This is a genomic window from Xanthomonas sp. WHRI 8932A (assembly GCF_035012785.1).
GTDB lineage: Bacteria > Pseudomonadota > Gammaproteobacteria > Xanthomonadales > Xanthomonadaceae > Xanthomonas.
Window position 1 is genome coordinate 171795 of sequence record NZ_JAYGQQ010000005.1, and the last position, 18734, is coordinate 190528.

13 protein-coding genes and 1 riboswitch are annotated in these 18734 nt (G+C 65.6%); of the genes, 6 read left to right on the forward strand and 7 right to left on the reverse strand.

Annotated elements, in window-relative coordinates; genetic code table 11:
* Positions 1 to 122: 122 nt before the first annotated feature.
* The gene (locus VC212_RS09785; protein ID WP_323515403.1) at positions 123 to 989 is read right to left on the reverse strand and encodes a M23 family metallopeptidase; all 867 of its coding nucleotides are present in this window, start codon (positions 987 to 989) and stop codon (positions 123 to 125) included.
* A 174-nt stretch (positions 990 to 1163) separates the two neighbouring features.
* Positions 1164 to 1284, forward strand: a riboswitch (SAM riboswitch).
* Positions 1285 to 1355: 71 nt separating this feature from the next.
* Here VC212_RS09785 and VC212_RS09790 point away from each other — a divergent pair.
* Genes VC212_RS09790 through VC212_RS09800 form a run of 3 tightly spaced genes read left to right on the forward strand, consistent with a single transcriptional unit; the run spans position 1356 to position 4686 of the window.
* Positions 1356 to 2387 carry a homoserine O-succinyltransferase gene (locus VC212_RS09790; protein ID WP_115528610.1) on the forward strand — a complete coding sequence of 344 codons (1032 nt, stop codon included), beginning with the start codon at positions 1356 to 1358 and terminating at the stop codon, positions 2385 to 2387.
* A complete protein-coding gene (locus tag VC212_RS09795) occupies positions 2384 to 3601 on the forward strand; it encodes an O-succinylhomoserine (thiol)-lyase (RefSeq protein WP_323515402.1) in 1218 nt (405 codons plus the stop codon). The genes VC212_RS09790 and VC212_RS09795 overlap by 4 nt, the downstream gene beginning before the upstream one ends.
* A complete protein-coding gene (locus tag VC212_RS09800; RefSeq protein WP_323515401.1) occupies positions 3598 to 4686 on the forward strand; it encodes a homoserine dehydrogenase in 1089 nt (362 codons plus the stop codon). The genes VC212_RS09795 and VC212_RS09800 overlap by 4 nt, the downstream gene beginning before the upstream one ends.
* 350 nt (positions 4687 to 5036) lie before the next feature.
* On the opposite strand, the gene VC212_RS09805 is transcribed toward VC212_RS09800, so the two are convergent.
* A complete protein-coding gene (locus tag VC212_RS09805; protein WP_323515400.1) occupies positions 5037 to 6032 on the reverse strand; it encodes an alpha/beta hydrolase in 996 nt (331 codons plus the stop codon).
* Positions 6033 to 6602: 570 nt separating this feature from the next.
* Positions 6603 to 7985, reverse strand: a complete 1383-nt coding sequence (locus VC212_RS09810) for an L-serine ammonia-lyase (RefSeq protein ID WP_055849375.1) — start codon at positions 7983 to 7985, stop codon at positions 6603 to 6605.
* Positions 7986 to 8071: 86 nt separating this feature from the next.
* Between VC212_RS09810 and VC212_RS09815 the strand changes: the two genes are divergently transcribed.
* Positions 8072 to 8305 carry a glutaredoxin family protein gene (locus tag VC212_RS09815; protein WP_323515398.1) on the forward strand — a complete coding sequence of 78 codons (234 nt, stop codon included), beginning with the start codon at positions 8072 to 8074 and terminating at the stop codon, positions 8303 to 8305.
* A 466-nt stretch (positions 8306 to 8771) separates the two neighbouring features.
* On the opposite strand, the gene VC212_RS09820 is transcribed toward VC212_RS09815, so the two are convergent.
* The 4 genes from VC212_RS09820 to VC212_RS09835 all read right to left on the reverse strand — a co-directional run bounded on the left by VC212_RS09820 (position 8772) and on the right by VC212_RS09835 (position 11289).
* Positions 8772 to 9356: a cold shock domain-containing protein gene (locus VC212_RS09820; protein WP_323515396.1), complete on the reverse strand. Its 585-nt coding sequence runs from the start codon at positions 9354 to 9356 to the stop codon at positions 8772 to 8774.
* Positions 9357 to 9487: 131 nt separating this feature from the next.
* Complete coding sequence (locus VC212_RS09825; RefSeq protein WP_311238697.1) at positions 9488 to 10057, reverse strand: YceI family protein; 570 nt, start codon at positions 10055 to 10057, stop codon at positions 9488 to 9490.
* A gap of 9 nt (positions 10058 to 10066) precedes the next feature.
* Positions 10067 to 10630 carry a cytochrome b gene (locus VC212_RS09830; protein ID WP_055849383.1) on the reverse strand — a complete coding sequence of 188 codons (564 nt, stop codon included), beginning with the start codon at positions 10628 to 10630 and terminating at the stop codon, positions 10067 to 10069.
* Positions 10627 to 11289: a YceI family protein gene (locus VC212_RS09835; protein ID WP_323515395.1), complete on the reverse strand. Its 663-nt coding sequence runs from the start codon at positions 11287 to 11289 to the stop codon at positions 10627 to 10629. The genes VC212_RS09830 and VC212_RS09835 overlap by 4 nt, the downstream gene beginning before the upstream one ends.
* Positions 11290 to 11385: 96 nt before the next feature.
* Here VC212_RS09835 and VC212_RS09840 point away from each other — a divergent pair, with 96 nt between their 5' ends.
* The gene (locus VC212_RS09840) at positions 11386 to 14943 is read left to right on the forward strand and encodes an ATP-binding protein (RefSeq protein WP_323515394.1); all 3558 of its coding nucleotides are present in this window, start codon (positions 11386 to 11388) and stop codon (positions 14941 to 14943) included.
* Positions 14944 to 15025: 82 nt separating this feature from the next.
* Positions 15026 to 18574, forward strand: coding sequence for an ATP-binding protein (locus VC212_RS09845; RefSeq protein WP_323515393.1), 3549 nt, complete (start codon positions 15026 to 15028; stop codon positions 18572 to 18574).
* Positions 18575 to 18734: the final 160 nt, after the last annotated feature.

Here is an 18734-nt window from a genome sequence, read left to right on the forward strand (position 1 = left end):
GGCGCGCCCGGTCGGACGCCTGCGGAAACTGAGGAAGCCGGTGATTATAGCGGCTTCGGCGCAGGGGGCTTTTATGGACCCGCGGCCAGGCGGCATCGGGCCGCTGTGCCGGCGGCGGCGCGCTACGGGGCCGGCGAGGGAAAGTGCAGCTCGCCTTGCGGGCCCAGCATGCGGAACGGCACCGACACCAGCTGCAGATCGGCGTTGCGCTGCACCGAAAAATGCAGGTGCGCGGCGGTGCTGTAGCCGGTAGTGCCGGAGGCGCCCAGCCGCTCGCCGGTGCCGACCCGCTGCCCTGGGCGGACCGCTACGCCGTTCGGGGCCAGATGGGCATAGAGCGCCATGCTGCCGTCGGCGTGCAGCACCCGCACCAGGTTGCCGCCGCCGGCGCTGGGGTCGTGGGCGCTGCCTTCGGCAACATCCTGGCGTACTTCCATGACCATGCCCTCGCGCGCCGCCAGCACCGGCGTGCCCTGCGGCAGGGCGAAGTCCACTGCGTACCAATTGGGCAGGTCGGCATGGCTGAACTGGCCGCCGAAGCCCTGATCCACCTGTATCGGTGCGTCGCGGAACGGCAGCTGGTAGCGCACCGGCTGCGGCTGCGCCAGCGGATCGCCGGGCACCATGTCGAGTTTGAGTCCCAGCCCGCCCAGCGTGCGCTGGTTGCTGGCCGGGTACAGCCGCGCCAGCAGGCGCCGCTCGTGCGCCGCCAGCAACATCGTCAGCGGCAACTGTGGCACGGCGCGGTAATCCTCGCTGGGCGGCGCACTCAGCCGGACCTGCGCAGGTCCGGCCAGCGGGTTGGTCACCCACGCCAGATAGACCGGCGCCTGCCATTCCAGTTGCAGGGTCGGGCCCGTGCCGGTTGAGGCAATGGCGGTTTGCGCTGGCGTGGTGGCAGGTGAGGCGGGTGCCGCGCCGCCGTTCCAATGCCAGCGTTGTTGCGCAGCGGCGTGCGGCGCACCGGTCAACAGGGCGGTAACCAGCACCGGAACAAGTGCGGGCGAAAGAGGGCGAAAGACGCGGTGATGCACGCGATTGGCTTGAGCGAGCGGGGGCGCAAGTATGCGGCCCATCACGGTACCCGGTGGTATCGAATGAAAATATATCTTTCCATCCGCATGAAGCGATTGACATCGCAAAAGTGCGGTGGCATCTTAGCCTCACCATCGAGACCGGCGGAGGGACAGGCCCTTTGATGCCGGGGCAGCCAGCGGAGCGCGCAAGCGCCCGCGTTTGGTGCCAAATCCTGCGGGGACCTCCGCGTCCGCCGAAAGATGGTTCGAATCGTGCCTTGTGCACCTCGAACGCGAGCTCCCGCGAAGCTCGATGGCCGATCCACCCCGGATATCGCCATGAGCCTCGTGACCACAGCATCGCCAACTATCACTGATTACCTGGATACACCTGCCGCCGACATCGACGGCGCCATCGCGTTGCGCGGCGACATTGCCGTGTCGTTGCCGATGCGCCATGCCGGTATGCGCGAGGTGCGCCTGCGCTACGAGCTGATCGGCGCTGCCAATGCGCCGGTGGTATTCGTTGCCGGCGGCATCTCTGCCCATCGGCATCTTGCGGCCAGCGATGTGTTCCCCGAAAAAGGCTGGGTGGATGGCCAGGTCGGTGCGGGCCGCGCGCTGGATCCTGCATCGCGCCGTCTGTTGGCATTCGACTTTCTCGGCGCCGATGGCACGCTGGATGCGCCGATCGATACAGCCGACCAGGCTGACGCGATTGCGGCGCTGCTGGACGCGTTGGGAATCGCCCGCCTGCACGGCTTTGTCGGTTACTCGTATGGCGCGCTGGTCGGGCTGCAATTCGCCACCCGTCATGCTGGCCGCGTGGGTACCTTGATTGCGGTGAGCGGGGCGCATCGCGCGCATCCCTATGCCGCGGCATGGCGCGCACTGCAGCGCCGCGCAGTGGCGCTGGGCCAGCTGCAATGCGCGGAAAATCATGGGCTGGCGCTGGCGCGGCAGTTCGCGATGCTCAGCTATCGCACGCCGGAAGAGTTCAGCGAGCGCTTCGATGCGCCGCCGGAAGTGATCAATGGCCGCGTGCGTGTGGCCGCCGAAGACTATCTGGATGCCGCCGGTGCGCAGTACGTGGCGCGCACGCCGGTCACCGCATACCTGCGCCTGTCCGAATCCATCGACCTGCACCGTATCGACCCGGCGCAAGTGAGCGTGCCCACCGTCGTGGTGGCGGTGGAAGGCGATCGCCTGGTGCCGTTGGCCGACATGGTCAGCCTGGTCGAAGGTCTTGGCCCGCGCGGCAGCCTGCGTGTGTTGCGCTCGCCATATGGGCACGACGCCTTTCTGAAAGAAATCGATCGCATCGACGCGATCCTCACTACTGCCCTTCGCATCACCGGAGAAACCGCATGAGCTATCGTGACCCCGCCGACGCCCCTTGTACCGCCGCCACTGCCGCCGTGCGCGCGGGCATCGACCGCGATACCGCCTACGGTGCGGTGACCCCGCCGATCGTGCTGTCGTCGAACTTCTCCTTCGACGGGTTCGGCAACAAGCGCCAGTACGACTACACCCGCAGCGGCAACCCCACCCGCGATCTGCTCGGCGAAGCGTTGGCCGAGCTGGAAGGCGGCGCGGGTGGGGTGATCACCTCCACCGGCATGGGCGCGATCAATCTGGTGCTCAATGCGCTGTTGCAGCCCGGCGATACGCTGGTGGTGCCGCACGATGCCTACGGCGGCAGCTGGCGTCTGTTCAATGCGCTGGCCAAGAAGGGCCATTTCGCGCTGATCACCGCAGACCTCACCGACCCGCGCTCGCTGGCCGATGCATTGGCGCAGTCGCCCAAGCTGGTGTTGATCGAAACCCCGTCCAACCCGCTGCTGCGCATCACCGATCTGCGCTTTGTCATCGAAGCGGCGAAGAAGGTGGGTGCGTTGACGGTGGTCGACAACACCTTCCTGTCGCCGGCGCTGCAAAAACCGCTGGAATTCGGCGCCGACGTGGTGCTGCACTCCACCACTAAATACATCAACGGCCATAGCGATGTGGTGGGCGGTGCGGTGGTGGCGCGCGATGCCGAGCTGCATCAGCAACTGGTGTGGTGGGCCAATGCGCTGGGCCTGACCGGCTCGCCGTTCGATGCTTTCCTCACCTTGCGCGGCCTGCGCACGCTGGATGCGCGTCTGCGCGTGCATCAGGAAAATGCCGATGCGATCGCTGGGTTGCTGGACGGGCACGCGGTGGTCAATCAGGTGTATTTCCCGGGACTGGCATCGCATCCGGGCCATGCGCTGGCGGCGCGTCAGCAGAAGGGCTTCGGCGCGATGATGAGTTTTGAGTTGAATGGTGGCGAAGCGGCGGTGCGCGCCTTCGTCGATGGGTTGCGCTACTTCACGCTGGCCGAGTCGCTGGGCGGAGTGGAAAGCCTGATCGCGCATCCGGCTTCGATGACGCATGCGGCGATGACCGCCGAGGCACGTGCGGCGGCCGGAATTTCCGATGGTTTGTTGCGGTTGTCGATCGGGATCGAATCGGCCGAAGACCTGCTGATCGACCTGCGCGCCGGTCTGGCGCGTGCCGAAGCGACCCTGACTGCGGCCTCCCGCAAACAGGTCGACGCGTGAGCAGCGTATTGCCTGTTTCGCGACGTGCATCCGCGGCGACGGTCACCCCCACGCCACGTTTGGCATTGCTGGGTACTGGTACCGTGGGACGCGCCTTCGTGACGCGCTACACCGCCCTGCAGCAACGCCAGCTGCGGTTGCCGCGCTTCGATTGGCTTGCCAACTCGCGGATCGCTCAGGATTGTGGCGTGAGTGCGGAGCAGGCATTGCTGCAGGCCAACGCGGCGCCGCGTGGCCAGGCGGTGTTGCAGCCGTGGGCCGAAACCGTGGCGCTACGTGCTGGTGACGTGCTGGTGGATGCCACGGCCAGCGATGTGGTGGCCGATTGGCATGTGGAGTGGTTGGGGCGCGGCGTGCATGTGGTCACCGCCAACAAGCTGGGTCAGGGCACGGCGTTGTCGCGTGCGCAGGCGCTGCTTGCCGCCCGCCATGCCAGCGGTGCGCATTACGGCGACAGCGCCACCGTGGGCGCAGGCTTGCCGGTGTTGAGCAGCGTGCGCGCACTGGTGGCAGGTGGCGACCATATTCATTCGATCGAGGGCGTGCTGTCGGGATCGTTGGCATGGCTGTTTCATCGCTACGACGGCAGCGGCGCGTTTTCGCAATGCGTGCGTGAGGCAGTGGCAGCGGGGTACACCGAGCCGGATCCGCGGATCGATCTGTCCGGCGAGGATGTGCGGCGCAAGCTGTTGATCCTGGCGCGTGCGGCCGGTTGGCAGCTGGAGGCCGAACAGGTGCATGTTGAGTCGCTGGTGCCCACCGGCTTGGCCAGCGTGTCGATCGCTGAACTGGACGCGCGATTGGGCGCGCTGGATGCCGAGATGAGCGCGCGTTGGCAGCAAGCACGCGCAGCAGGGCGGTGTCTGCGCTTTGTAGGCCGCGTGGACGCGCATGGCGCAAGCGTGGGTCTGCGTGAGCTTGCGTTGGACCATCCCTTGGCCGGTGGCGCCGGCACCGACAACCGTGTCGCCATCAGCAGCGACCGTTATCGCGAGCAGCCGTTGTTGATCCAGGGCCCGGGTGCGGGTGCGGAGGTCACTGCGGCCGCGTTGCTGGACGATGTACTGCGGATCGTGGCTGGTTGATTTGGGGAGTGGGGTCGCGAGACGTGCGGTATCTCTCGCAAGCGTGTCCGGGTTGTGTGCAGGCGTCTGGGTTGTTGGCGGTCGAGGACGAGAGAACGTCTGCGCGTTCTCTGCGTCTTGTCGCTTGACCGGCGTGTGTGCGGCTCCCAGCGCTGTAACGCGCCTCGTCGCTCGCAAGACGACGATTCAGTCACGACAAGCATCCGACCGATTCGATCCCGGTGGCCTGCAGCCGTCTTCTGCAGTAATCGTCTGACCAACGCTGCGCGATGGCCGCAACCGGGAGCAATCCGGCTGCGGTTCGCACAAGGCATTCACCCACGGCATCGGTCTGCCGCGCGCTGTGGCGGTTACGGCGTGAGCGCCTTCAACAGCGCGGCGTTGAAACGCGCCGGGTCCTGCACCTGCGGCGAGTGCCCCAGGTCTGCAAATTCGATCAAGGTCGCATTCGGAATGGCCGCAGCTGCCTGCTTGCCCAGTTTGGTGTAATCGCCGACGCGCGCCTTGACCTCTGGCGGGGCGGTGTCCTTGCCGATTGCGGTGCGGTCCTTGAGACCGATGAACAGCGTGGTCGGCACCGCCAACTTGGGCAGCTCATAGACGACCGGTTGGTTGAAGACCATGTCGTAGGTCAGGGCCTGATTCCAGGCGACCGCCTGTTTGCCGTCGCCCAGCGACATGCCTGCCTGCATGCGCGCCCAGCGTTCGAATTCGGGCTTCCATTGACCGGCGTAATACACGTCCATCTGGTACTTCTTGATACGGTCGAAGCTGATCTTGAGTTCGTTGTCGTACCAGGCATCCACGCTGCGCCACGGAATGCCGGCGGCCTTCCAGTCTTCCAGGCCGATCGGGTCGACCAGGGCGAGGTGTTCGGTGGCCTGCGGGTACATCAGCGCGTAGCGGATCGCGAGCATGCCGCCCATCGAATGGCCGACGACCACGGCGCGGTCGATCCCCAGCTTTTGCAGTAGCGCGTGTGTGTTGTCGGCGAGCTGCGCAAACGAGAACTGGTAGGCCGCCGGCTTGCTCGATTTGCAGAAGCCCACCTGATCCGGCGCGATCACGCGATAGCCGGCCTGGCTCAGGGCCGCGATGCTGGATTCCCAGGTGGCCGCGCAAAAATTCTTGCCATGCAGCAGCACGGCGGTGCGCCCGTTCGGCTTGCCGGTGGGGGCGACATCCAGATACGCCATTTCCAGCGCTTGCTGCTGCGACGTGAACGCGTAGGTCTTGACCGGGTAGGGGTAATCGAAGCCTTCCAGACGCGGGCCATAGCTGGCTTGCTGGGCCATCAGCGGGCCGCAGGCCAGGGTCAGTGCGAGTGCACAGGCGAGGTGTCGCATCGTGTTTCTCCATCCGGGATCCGTGCGGGAAGGCTACATGGCGCACCGTGGTGGAGGCGTGGATCCGGGCGTTGCCGCGGCAGTGCGCACGTTGTGGTGGAAGCCGCGGGTGCGTGCGGGTTGTCCTCATCCGCCCTTCGAGCAGCTTCGCGCGTGGCGGGATGGGCAGATGCCGTCTTGCTATTTTCGCTGCTGCGGTTTCAGCTAACTACAGACAGTGCGTGGTGTCTTGAGCCATGCGAACGAGGCGCGCGCTGTCGCTGGTCTTCTCAGGGCAAACTGACGTGCAGTGTGACTTTTCGAAAGAAGCGCAAGTGCGATTTAGCGCTGTTGTTCGCCAGACGCGCAGGGCGGCAGCGTGGTACGCAAGTGGGTGTCGCACTGCGTGGTCGAGATGCCGCTTTGCGCTGCGCGTCGGGCAGACGCGCGCGGACGCTGCGCTTGCTGCATCGTGCAGACCGACCACGCCTTGCGCTCACCGCGGCGCGGCTAGTCCCTGCATTTCGCTACGACGCACAAACGCATTCCAATGCTGGGCACAGACGCCGCATCAAAATGCTATCGGCAGACTCAGCACTCGATCACGTTCACCGCCAGGCCGCCGCGGCTGGTTTCCTTGTATTTGTCCTGCATGTCGCGGCCGGTGTCGCGCATGGTCTTGATGACCTTGTCCAGCGAGACCTTGTGCTTGCCGTCGCCGCGCATCGCCATACGGCTGGCGTTGATTGCCTTCACCGCGCCCATCGCATTGCGTTCGATGCACGGGATCTGCACCAAGCCACCGATCGGATCGCAGGTCAGGCCGAGGTTGTGTTCCATGCCGATTTCGGCGGCGTTTTCGATCTGGCCCGGGTTGCCGCCAAGTGCGGCAACCAGGCCGCCGGCTGCCATCGAACAGGCCACGCCCACTTCGCCCTGACAACCGACTTCGGCGCCGGAGATCGAGGCGTTTTCCTTGTACAAGATGCCGATGGCCGCTGCGGTGAGCAGGAAGTCGAAGATGCGTTGTTCGGACGCGCCGGCGCAAAAACGATCGAAGTAATGCAACACCGAGGGAATGATGCCGGCCGCGCCATTGGTCGGCGCGGTGACCACGCGGCCGCCGGCTGCGTTTTCTTCGTTGACCGCGAGTGCGTACAGGTTGACCCAATCCAGCGTGGTCAGTGGGTCGCGCATGGCCGCCTCGGGTTTGGACGAGAGCTCGCGATACAGTGCCGGCGCGCGACGCGACACGTTCAATCCACCGGGCAACGTGCCTTCCTGGCGGATACCACGCTCCACGCAGGACTGCATCGCCACCCACAGTTCGCGCAGGCCGGCGCGGATTTCGTCTTCGCTGCGCCAGCTCTTTTCGTTTTCGAACATCAGCGCGGCGATGCTCAGGCCGCTGCGTGCGCACTGGGCCAGCAGTTCGTCACCACTGAGAAACGGATACGGCAGCGGCGTTTCGTCGGCCACGATGCGGTCGTCGGCGGCGTCGTCCTGATTGACCACAAATCCGCCGCCCACCGAGTAGTAATCGCGAGTAGCGATCACGCCTTCATCGGCATCGTAGGCAGTGAAGCGCATGCCGTTGGTGTGGTACGGCAACTTCTGCCGCTTGTTCATCGGCAGGTCGCGCTTTTCGTCGAAGCCGATCTCGTGCTGCCCCATCAGTGTGATGCGCTTGCTGCTGCGGATACGATCGAGCGTGGCAGGAATGACGTCCGGGTCGATCAGGTTGGGGCGATGGCCTTCCAGCCCGAGCAGCAACGCCTTGTCGGTGCCGTGGCCGCGGCCGGTCAGCGCCAGCGAGCCGAACACCTCGGCGCGGATGCGCACCACATCCTGCAGGCGGCCGGCATCGAGCAACCAGCGATGCACGAAACGCTCGGCGGCGCGCATCGGCCCCACGGTGTGCGATGAACTCGGACCGATGCCGATCTTGAACAGGTCGAACGTGCTGACAGCCATGGGTGCCGGAGAGGTGAGCTTAAAGGCGGTTATTCTAGTCGTTCGACGATTGCGGCACGGCTGCAGCGCAGCATGAGACCTGTTCGATGGCCCTGACCCTGTACCAGCGCGACGATTGCCATCTCTGCGACCTGGCGGTGGAAGTACTGGCGCAGGCGCGTGCCGGCGAGTTCAGTAGCGTGTTTATCGACGACGATGTGGCGCTTGAGGCCGCTTATGGCGCACGTGTGCCGGTGTTGCGCGACGTGCACGGACGCGAGCTGGACTGGCCGTTCGATGGCGCGCGGTTGCGAGAGTGGTTGAACGCCGGTACACGCTGATGCGGCGTATGCGCATGCGATATGCGCCAGCTTAGGGATTTGGAGCGGCTGAAAACGACTTCATGCCGGTCTGGTGCGGAGCTGCGGGTCTGCGACTTGGCTGCAGGGTCCTTGCCCGCCCACCGTCGCGGGACACGCTGCAAGTACGTCCTTGTAAGTTCTTACGCGGCATCCATGCCGCGTAAGGTCCCGCGACGGTGGGCGGGCAAGGACCAGTCGAGAGTGTCGGGGTGCACGGCTTTAAAAAAAGCCACCGACTCACTCGCTGGAGCGGTGTCCTTGCCGATCGCGGGACCGTATGGCGGCATGGATACACGGACGTACTCGCGGCGTGTCCCGCGAGCGGTGAGGGTACCGCGCCCTCGACCGACTCGGCCTTTGACCTGGGCTTTTGACTGCATCTAACAAGATGCGGCTAACACACGATTCTTGTCGGCCGACCGTTCAATGTGTCAGCCGCATTGATTCAGCGGCACCACTGGTCCTCGCACGGCACACCATCGTGGTCGCCGTCCATTACGGTGTTTGGGCAGTGCTGCAGTACGTAAGTAGCTTCGGCGCAGGAACTCATCTGTGTGCAACGCGTGCGCCCGCCACAGCTGTATTGCGCGGTGGGCGCAGACGCGGGAGCGGTTGCTACGGACGGTGTTGGCGACGACGTTTGCTCCAATGCCGGTGTCGGGGTGAACACATCGATCAAGTAATCGCGCTGCTGATAGGCAAACGCCCCGCAACCGAGCGCCAGCATCATGAGCAAGGCCTTGCCAAGCCCGATCTGCCCTTTTGCCGGCGGCGTGCGTGTCGTATTGCTTCGTGCAGGGGCGTTGTATTTTGGCGCGTGCGTACCGGCACGCACGACCCGCACCGCGCGCGGGCGACCATCCGGACCCGGCTCTGTTTCGAAAGAGACCACTTCGCCGATACGTGGCGCCTCGGCGCTGCGCGCAAACGCAGAAATGTGCGCGAACACGTCATCGCCCGGTTGAGCAGGGGTGATGAAGCCGAAGCCACGGTCGGTATTCCAGCGGGTCAACGTTCCATGTGTGCGCATTGGCGGCGTCCCCGAGTAGACGCCAAGTCTAGCTGTCGTGCGGTGTCATCCCGCATGCGGGCATAAAAAAGCGGCGGACCCGACGAGGTAGTCCGCCGCTCAGTGGCCGCGTCCGGTTGCGGCCTGTGGCTTTACTTCGCCTTCAACACGACCTTGGTGCTGATCGCGGTTTCGTTGGGGATGGTCTTGGTGTCGGCCCAGTCGCCACCGCCCACGCCGAAGTCCAGCCGCTTCACCAATGCCTTGCCGGCCAGCACGGGCTGCGCGCCCGGTGTCCAGGTAAAGGTCAGCGTGACCGGCTTGCTGACGCCGCGCAGTTCCAGGGTGCCGTCGGCCGCGTACTGATTGCCGCCGAGCGCACGGAACTTGTCGGCGCGATAGCGCGCGGTGGCGAACTTGGCGACGTTGAAAAAGTCCGGGCCTTGCAGGGTCGAATCGCGATCGTTATTGCCGCTGATCGCGCTGGCCAGCGGGATGCGCACATCGAGCTTGGCGGCGGCCAGATTGGCCGGATCGAAACTCAGCGTGGTGTCGAAACCTGGGAATTTGCCGGTGAACACTTCGCCTTCGTACTTGCTGGCGAACACCAGCGACGAGCCGGGCGCCTGGACGTAGTCGGCGGCCAGCACCGGCGCGGTGGCGAAGGTGGCGACCAGCGACGCGGCGACCAGCAGGGGAGAGGCGAACAACTTGGACGACATGGGAAATCCTTAGGGTTTGGAGGACAGCCAGCCGCGCGGCAACATCCGCGCCAGGGTGGCATCACGCTGGAAAATGTGGTGGTACAGCGCAGCGCCGGCGTGTGCCAGCACGACAGCGATCAACAGCCAGAAGCCCCACTCGTGGATGGCATGGGAGGTGGCGCGTAGCTGCTCGTCCGGGCCGCTGAGCTTGGGCACCGCGAACAGGCCGAACCAGCGGAACGGGCGCAAACCGCTGCTGGAGTCGTACAACCAGCCAGAGAGCGGCATGGCGAAGATCATTGCGTACAGCAGCCAGTGGGTCAGCCCGGCGATCCGTTCCTGCCAGCGCGGGGTGCCCGCCACCGGCGGCGGCGCGCCTGCGTACAGACGCCAACCCAGCCGCGCGATCACCAGCGCCAGCACGGTCAGCCCCACCGATTTGTGCGCGGTATAGACCCAGAAGTATTTCGGTGTCTTGGGCAGTTCGCCCATGGTCAGGCCGACGATGCCCAGCACCAGAATCAGCAAGGCGATCAGCCAATGCAGGGTCTGGCTGACACCGCCCCAGCGCTCGTTGTTTTTCAGGCTCATGTTCCCGATTCCTGGGCGGCGGGCGCGTCAGTGGTGGCAGGTTCGGCTTGCGGTGGCGCTGCGTCGTCGTCGGCACGGCCTTCGCGCACGGCTTCGGCTTCGATGCGCAGTTCCACGCTGTCGCCGATCATCGATTTCCACGCATCGATGCCGAACTCCGCCCGACTCAGCGTGGCGGTTGCCGAGAACCCGACAGTGCGGCGAAACGGCGGCAGCGGATGGCGTTTGAGTGCGTTGAGGGTGACGTCCAGGGTCACCGGGCGGGTGACGCCGTGCAGGGTCAGGTTGCCGGTGACCTTGGCGTGGTTCTCGCCGCTGGCTTCCACGCGCGTGGAGACGAAATGCGCGTCGGGAAAGCGCTCGGCGTCGAGTAGGTTACGTGCCAGGGTGGCCTCGTTCCACTTGGCATCGCCCAGGTCGGCGCGGTGTATCGGCACGGTCACGTCCAGCCGCGCGGCTGCCCAGTCGTCCGGGTCGAACACCAGGGTGCCGCTACTGCCCGATACGGTGCCCAATGCCTTGGAAAAGCCGGCATGTTCGACCGCAAACAACACGCGGGTGTGCACCGGATCCAGCGCATAGCGCACCGGTGCGGCGGAGGCGGCCAGGCTGGTCAATGCCAGAGCGGGAAGGAGCAACAGGCGGGCGAGGGGTGTCATGGGCGGATTCTAGACACATCCCGGCGCTGCGCGCGCGGCTTGCGCTTGCAACGATCCATTGCGAGCATGCCGGCTGGACGTGGAAAGGATTCCCGCATGCGCGGTCTGTTATTGGGGTTGCTCGTTGCGTTGATGGCGTTGCCGGCCCTGGCCGAGGTGCCGGCCATCCCGCGCTTTCGCATCGTGGGTGCCGCCGAAGGGCTGCCCTCGACCATGATTACCGCAATCGCACAGGATCGTGCGGGCTATCTGTGGATGACCACCACCGATGGCCTGGTTCGGTATGACGGCGCCGAGTTCAAGGTATGGCGTAACGATCCGACCGATCGCTACTCGCTGCGCAGCAATAACCTGCAGGCGATGTATATCGACGACCAGGATCGCATCTGGCTGGCGCTGGCGGGTGCCGGGTTGACAATGCTGAGCGCCGATCGCAACAAATTTACCGCCTATCTGCCCGACGACGTTCCCGCGCTGTCGTTGGGAGACATCTATGCCATTGCCGGCCGCGGCGATGAGATCTGGCTCGGCATGTCGACCGGGAATGTCTTGCGCCTGAATGCCAAGGGAAATTTCAGCTCACTCGATCTTGCCAAGATGGAAGACCCACTAGACCCCAATCCGGTCTATGCCCTGGCCCTGGACGACCGTGAGCGCATGTGGATCGGGACGCTCGGCGGTTTGGCGTACTACGACGGGCTGGCCTTGCACCGCGTGCGACCGGATGGCGATGCCGGCGGCATCAATGCGCTGCAGTGGGTAGGGCAACGGCTGTGGAGCTCCTCGGACACCGGGTTGCGCTATATGGATTCGTCCGGTGGGTGGCATACGCCCACCTGGGCCTCGATGTTTGCGACAGGCAATCGGGTCTGGACGGTGGCCGATGCCGGAGATGGCGAATTCTGGCTCGGCACCGAGCAGGGGTTATGGCACACCCGCGCCGGTCATCCACCGACGCCGGTCAACAACGGGGATGAACCGTTGGTTTCCAATCGTCATGTCACCACCATCTGGCGAAGTCCGCATGGAGGGATCTGGGTGCCCCTGCATGGCCGCGGGCTTGCCTACCTGCGCGAAGACTGGCGTCGGACGGCAGCCTTCAAGCAGGTCAACGATCAAGGCAAAGGCATCTCTTGCAGTCTTGCATTGGCCAATCGCTCTGGTGGTCTGTGGCAATTCGACAGCAGTGGCAGGTTGCTGCGCTACGACACGTCGTCTGGTGCCTTGGTGCAGACCGGAATCCAGCATCCGGATTTGCGTGAGATGGCAATCACCTCCGCACTGGAAGACAGTCGCGGGCAGCTCTGGCTTGGTAATGGACGGCATGCACTGTCGCGTCTGGATCTGACCACTGGTGGGCTGACCCATTTCACCGGGGATGGACCCGACGAGGCGGTGTTCTGGATCGGGGAGCCGGGCGATGGCACCGTGTGGACAGCGTTCGAGCAAGTGATCCAGCGACGCGACCTCGTCAGCGGGCGCGTCCTGGAGACGATCTCCCCAAACGATCTGCATGGCCTGAAGGAGTTGCCGTACTACCAGATCAGCCTGGGGCCGGATGGGCGCGTGTGGATCAGCGGTACTGGCGGAGTGTATGCCTGGCATGCCGACACGCATCGATTCATGCTGGTGCCGGGGCTGGATGTCGACTTCATCCAGCGCTTTGTCGTCAAGGATCGCAATCGCATCTGGCTTTACATCGCCGGCAGACTCGAGCGCTGGGAGCAACGTAATGGTGTCTGGAAACGGGTAAGCCGCATTCGCGCTGCCGAAGGATTTCCTGCCATGGATGCCTACGGTCTTGAGCTGGATGCGCTTGGGCGTGTGTGGATGTCCGGCCCGCGTGGCCTATGGCGTATCGACCCCCGCACGACGCCTGCCAAGATCCGCAGTTTCAGTGCACGTGACGGGTTGACCAGCCAGGAGTTCAGTCGCCGCTGTCTGCTGATGTCCAACAACGGTGTGTTGGTGGGCGGGACCGCCGACGGATTCACGCTGCTGATCGATACCAATGCGCCAGACGTTCCCTCGTTTACCCCGCAGATGCGACTGGAAGCGGTGAGTGTCCAGCAGGGCGATCGACGTCGCGCATTGCCGATCGGCGGTGGTTTTTCGCTGGTACCGAGCGATCGTCAGTTGCGCATCAATATGCGGCTGCTGTCTTTCATCGACCCGATGGCGAACCGTTACCGCACGCGATTGAACGGCTTCGACACCGATTGGGTCGAGCATGGGGCTGCGGGGATGCGCGAGTTTTCATCGTTGCCGCCGGGCAATTATGTGCTTGAGATGCAGGGTGTCGATCCACTTGGCAATGCATCGCAGGTGCAATCGTTGCAGTTCTCGGTGCTGCCACCCTGGTGGCGCAGCGATATCGGTATTGCAGTGATCTGCATGCTCGGCCTGCTGCTCAGTGCACTGCTTGCCGCGGCCTACCGGCATCGTGTGCGCATGCGGGCGCAGTGGCAGCTGGCCCAGCACAAGCGCGAGTTGGCAGAGCAGGCGTCGTTGGCCAAGACACGCTTTCTGGCGACCTTGGGGCATGAGGTGCGCACGCCGATGACCGGTGTGCTGGGGATGAGCGAGCTGTTGTTGCAGACACCGCTGGATGCGCGCCAGCAGGGCTACGCCGGCGCGATCCAGTCGGCCGGCAAGCACTTGCTGCGACTGGTCAACGATGCCCTGGATCTGGCGCGGATCGAAGCCGGCAAGCTGCCGCTGGACAATCGCGATTTCGATCTGCGCCTGTTGATCGGGCAGGTGGTCGAACTGGTTCGTCCCAGTGCCGAGCAGAAGCAACTGGCGTTCGCGTGCGAACTGGATGACACGCTGCCGCCGGCACTGCATGGCGATGCCAGTCGGGTGCAGCAGATTCTGCTCAATCTGCTGTTCAATGCAGTCAAGTTCACCGAGCGCGGCGGCGTGCATTTGCGCGTCTCGGCGTTGCCGCAGAGCCCGACGCAAGGCATCCGGGTGGAGGTGCGCGACACCGGCCCCGGCATGAGCGTCGAGCAGCGTGGGCGCCTGTTCCAGCGCTTCGAACAGGCCGAAGGCGCACTGACCCTGGCCCGGCATGGCGGCAGTGGGCTGGGCCTGGCGATCTGCCGTGAGCTTGCTGCGGCGATGGGCGGCGTGGTGAGCGTGGACAGCGAATTGGGGCAGGGCGCGTGCTTCGTGGTGGAGCTGCCGCTGCGTTGGGTGGCGACGTTGCCTGCGGCGGCACCGGCTCCAGCACGCGCGGTCGCTGCCCGGGATCAGGCACCGCTGCAGTTGCTGCTGGTGGAAGACGACCCGACCGTGGCGCAGGTGATCGTGGGGTTGCTGCAGACGCGCGGGCACCAGGTCACCCATGTCTTGCATGGGTTGGCCGCCTTGGCCGAGGTGAGCACGCGTAGCTTCGACGCCGGATTATGCGATCTGGATCTGCCTGGCCTGGACGGTGCCGCGCTGGTGGCGCAACTGCGCGCGCGCGGGGTGCGCTTCCCGATCGTGGCGGTGACCGCGCGGGCCGACGCCGATGCCGAGCCGCAGGCGATGGCGGCTGGCTGCAATGGTTTCCTGCGCAAGCCGGTCACCGGTGAACTGCTGGCGAACGCGCTGGCAAGAGCGCTTGCCGACGCTGCCGACTCGCCGGACGACAGCGCCGCCGACTAGGGGCAAGTGTGCTGGAGCGGGTAAAGTGCAGTCCGGCCGGGGAGTGCGCGCGATCGCGCAAGTGGCCGCGACAAGGACGACCATGAAGACGCTAGTGCGGTGTTTGCTGGCATCCATGCTGCTGCTGTTTGGCATGGATGCGGTGGCAGTCAATCAAATCGAGACGCCGCGGATGCGCCGGTTCGGGCCGGCCGAAGGTCTGCCTTCGCGCATGGTGCTGGCAATGGCGCAGGATCGGCAGGGCTATGTCTGGGCGGCGACCAGCGACGGCCTGGCGCGTCATGACGGTGTCGGCCTGGAGGTGTGGCAGCACGACCCGCACAATGCCCGCTCGATTCCCGGCAACGAGGTGGAAACGCTGCTGGTCGACGATCGCGACCGGGTGTGGTTGGGCGTCAACGACTCGCCACTCAGCATGCTGGATGCGGACCGTGCGGTATTCACGACCTTTCCGGACGTTGCGCAAGCCTGTGTCGGGCAGGTCTGGGCGCTGGCGCAGGCACAGGGTGCGCTGTGGATCGGCAGCAGCGGCGGTGGCCTGTGCCGCCGTGAGGAAAATGGCCGCATCACGGTCTTCCGTGCCACGCCTGACGCAACGGACGGGCTGCCCAGCGACACCATCTTGAGCATGCTCACCGATGCGCGCGGCAGCTTGTGGATCGGTACCGCGGGCGGGTTGGTGATGCGCGACGGCGAGCGCTTCGTACGCGTCGCACCCGACCGCCTGAGCGCGACTGTCTTCAAGCTCAGCAAGGATCCGGACGGCACGCTGTGGGTGGGAAGCGGCAAAGGCCTGTACCGGGTGACACCGGCCGGCGTGTTCGAACCCGCACCCTGGGAAGGAGCTTCCAGCGTGCGTGCCGGCAGCGTGGTGCACGACGTGCATGGCGGTTACTGGGTGGGTGCAGCCGATGGGTTTTTTCGCATTGCCCCGGGCGAAACCACGCTACGCGTCATGGAGGGCGATCGGGGCAGCGGCTTTCTCACCGCCCACAGCGGCGTACTCGATGTGATGCAGGACCGTCAGGGCGGTCTGTGGTTGGGGCTGATTTCGCAGGGGTTGGCCTATCTGCCGCCGGACTGGCGGCGTTTCTCCACGATCCTGCAGGCGCAGGGCAAGCCGCTGGAAAGTCTGTACCTGATGAACGCGGCCGCTGACGGCGACAGCTTCCTGGTGACAACCGGCGAAGGGGTGTATCGCGTCGGCGATCAAGGCGAGATCGTCCCTGTGCTGCATAGCGATGTGCTGGGCGGCGGCAGCGTGCAGTCGGTGCTGCCGGCCGGCGACGGCAGCCTGTGGGTGGCGCTGCAGAACGGCGTGACCCGCTATCAGCCCAAGACCGGAGAAAAACACCCACTGGCAATGCAGATCGACACCTCCGACGCGCATCGCGTGGAGCTGATGACGCCGGGCATCGATGGTGAGTTCTGGTTGTCGATCGTCGAAGGCGGCGTGCAGCGGCGTGCGGCCGATGGCCGCCTGCTGGCCACCTTTCGCTTCGGTACCGACCTCAGCGAAGTGGGTGACATGGTGCAACAACTGCTCGTGCGTCCGGATGGCTCGGCATGGGTGGCCGCCGGTGACGGGCTGTGGGTCTGGCAGGGCGAGCGCTTTCGCAAGGTGATCGGCGGCGCCGGCGCTGCGTCTGAAGTCTATGCGTTGGCGTTCGTGTCGCCGCGCGAGTTCTGGGCCGGGCGGCCTGGGGCGATCGAGCGCTACCGCTGGGATGGCCGGCAGGCACATCTGCTGGAGCGGGTGGGCCACGCGCAGGGCATGCCCTCCACCGAGATCCGCGGCCTGGCGCTGGGCGGCACCGACACCGTATGGGCGACCACCTCGCGCGGCCTGTACGCCTACCGGCGCGGGCAACCGCAGGTGCGCATGTTCGGGCAGCGCGACGGCCTGCCGGACAGCGAATTCTCGATGCGCCCACCGGTGACCGGCCCCAGCGGGCAGGTGTTGGCATTGACCACCAGCGGCATCGTGTTGTTCGACCCTGCGCAGCCATTCGCGCCGGCACCGGTGGCGCGGCTGGTGATCGAATCGGTGCAGGTCCGCCGCAACGATGCCGAGCGTCCGCAGGCACTGCCGCACAAAGAGACGATCGTGCTGCAGGCACGCGATCGCGATCTGCGCATCAGCGCGCGGTTGTTGTCGTTCGTCGATCCTGCCTCGGCGCGCTATCGCTACCGTGTGGAGGGCTACGACGCGGGGTGGGTGGAGCAGGGCGCTACCGGCGAGCGCGTGATGTCGCGGCTGCCGCCCGGCGACTACCGCATCGACGTGCAGGCGCGTTCCGGCGACGGCGACTGGATCGCCGCACCGTCCCTGCACCTGCAGGTGCGTCCGCCGTGGTGGCTGAGTACGCCAGCGCAATTGGTTGCGGTGCTGCTGGGCGTGCTGCTGGTTTGCATGGGCGTGTGGGGCTGGCGGCGACGCGTGCGGCGCCAGCAGGAGTGGGTGCTGGCGCAGCAGCGCCAGCAACTTGCCGAGCAGGCCTCGATCGCCAAATCGCACTTTCTGGCCACGCTGGGGCATGAGGTGCGTACGCCGATGACCGGTGTGCTGGGCATGAGCGAGCTGTTGCTGGCCACGCCGCTGGATGCGAAACAGCGCAGCCATGTCGATGCGATCCGCAAGGCCGGCGCGCATCTGCTACGGCTGGTCAACGATGCGCTGGATCTGGCACGGATCGAAGCGGGCAAACTGGAATTGGTGCAGCAGCCGTTCGATCCATCGCAGCTGACCCAGGACCTGGCCGACTTCATGCAGCCCATCGTCGAGGCGCGCAGGCTGCGGTTTCATTACCGCAATCAGCTGCCCGCCAATCTGTCGGTGATGGGCGACGCCACGCGCGTGCGGCAGATCCTGATCAACCTGCTCGGCAATGCGATCAAGTTCGCCGAGCGCGGTGAAGTGGGGCTCTCCGTCAGCCGGCATGGCGACTGCCTGCGCTTCAAGGTGCGCGATTCCGGCCCCGGCATCGGGCCCGAGCAACAGAAGCATCTGTTTCAACGCTTCGAACAGGGGGAGGGCGCGCGTACCAGTTCGCGCTATGGCGGCAGTGGGTTGGGGCTGGCGATCTGCCAGGAGCTCACGGTGGCGATGAAGGGTCAGATCCGCGTCCGCAGCCGACTCGGCGTCGGGACCCAGTTCACTGTGGATTTGCCGTTGCCGATCGATCGGTCGGCCCCGCGTAGTGCTGCGGGCGAAACACGCACGCTGGCCGGCGCGCCGCTGCGCATCCTGCTGGTGGAAGACGACCCCACCGTGGCCGAAGTGATCAGCGGGCTGTTGATCGGGCGCGGCCATCGCGTGGTGCATGCCGCACACGGTCTGGCGGCATTGTCCGAAGCGGTCGATGGCGGCTTCGATGTCGCGTTGCTGGACCTGGATCTGCCAGGCCTGGACGGCTTTGCGCTGGCCTCGCAACTGCGCCGGCTCGGTCACGGCTTCCCGTTGCTGGCGGTCACCGCACGCGCCGATGGCGATGCCGAACGCCAGGCACAGATCGCCGGCTTCGACGGATTCCTGCGCAAACCGGTGACGGCGGACATGTTGATCGAGGCGATTGCGGCGGCATGCGCAACGGCGCGCGCGCGCGATCAGTCCATGTCTATGCCAGGCTGAGCTGGCGGACAGCGCTCACCGCGCACGGCCTGCTTCAGTGCCATGACGGAGATGGCACTGAAGCACTGGAGGTGGCCCGCATCGGGATGGGCATGCGGGCAGTGGGCCGCACATCGACGCTGCCTGACAGTGCGCGCCACGGGTATGCCAACCCGGCCGC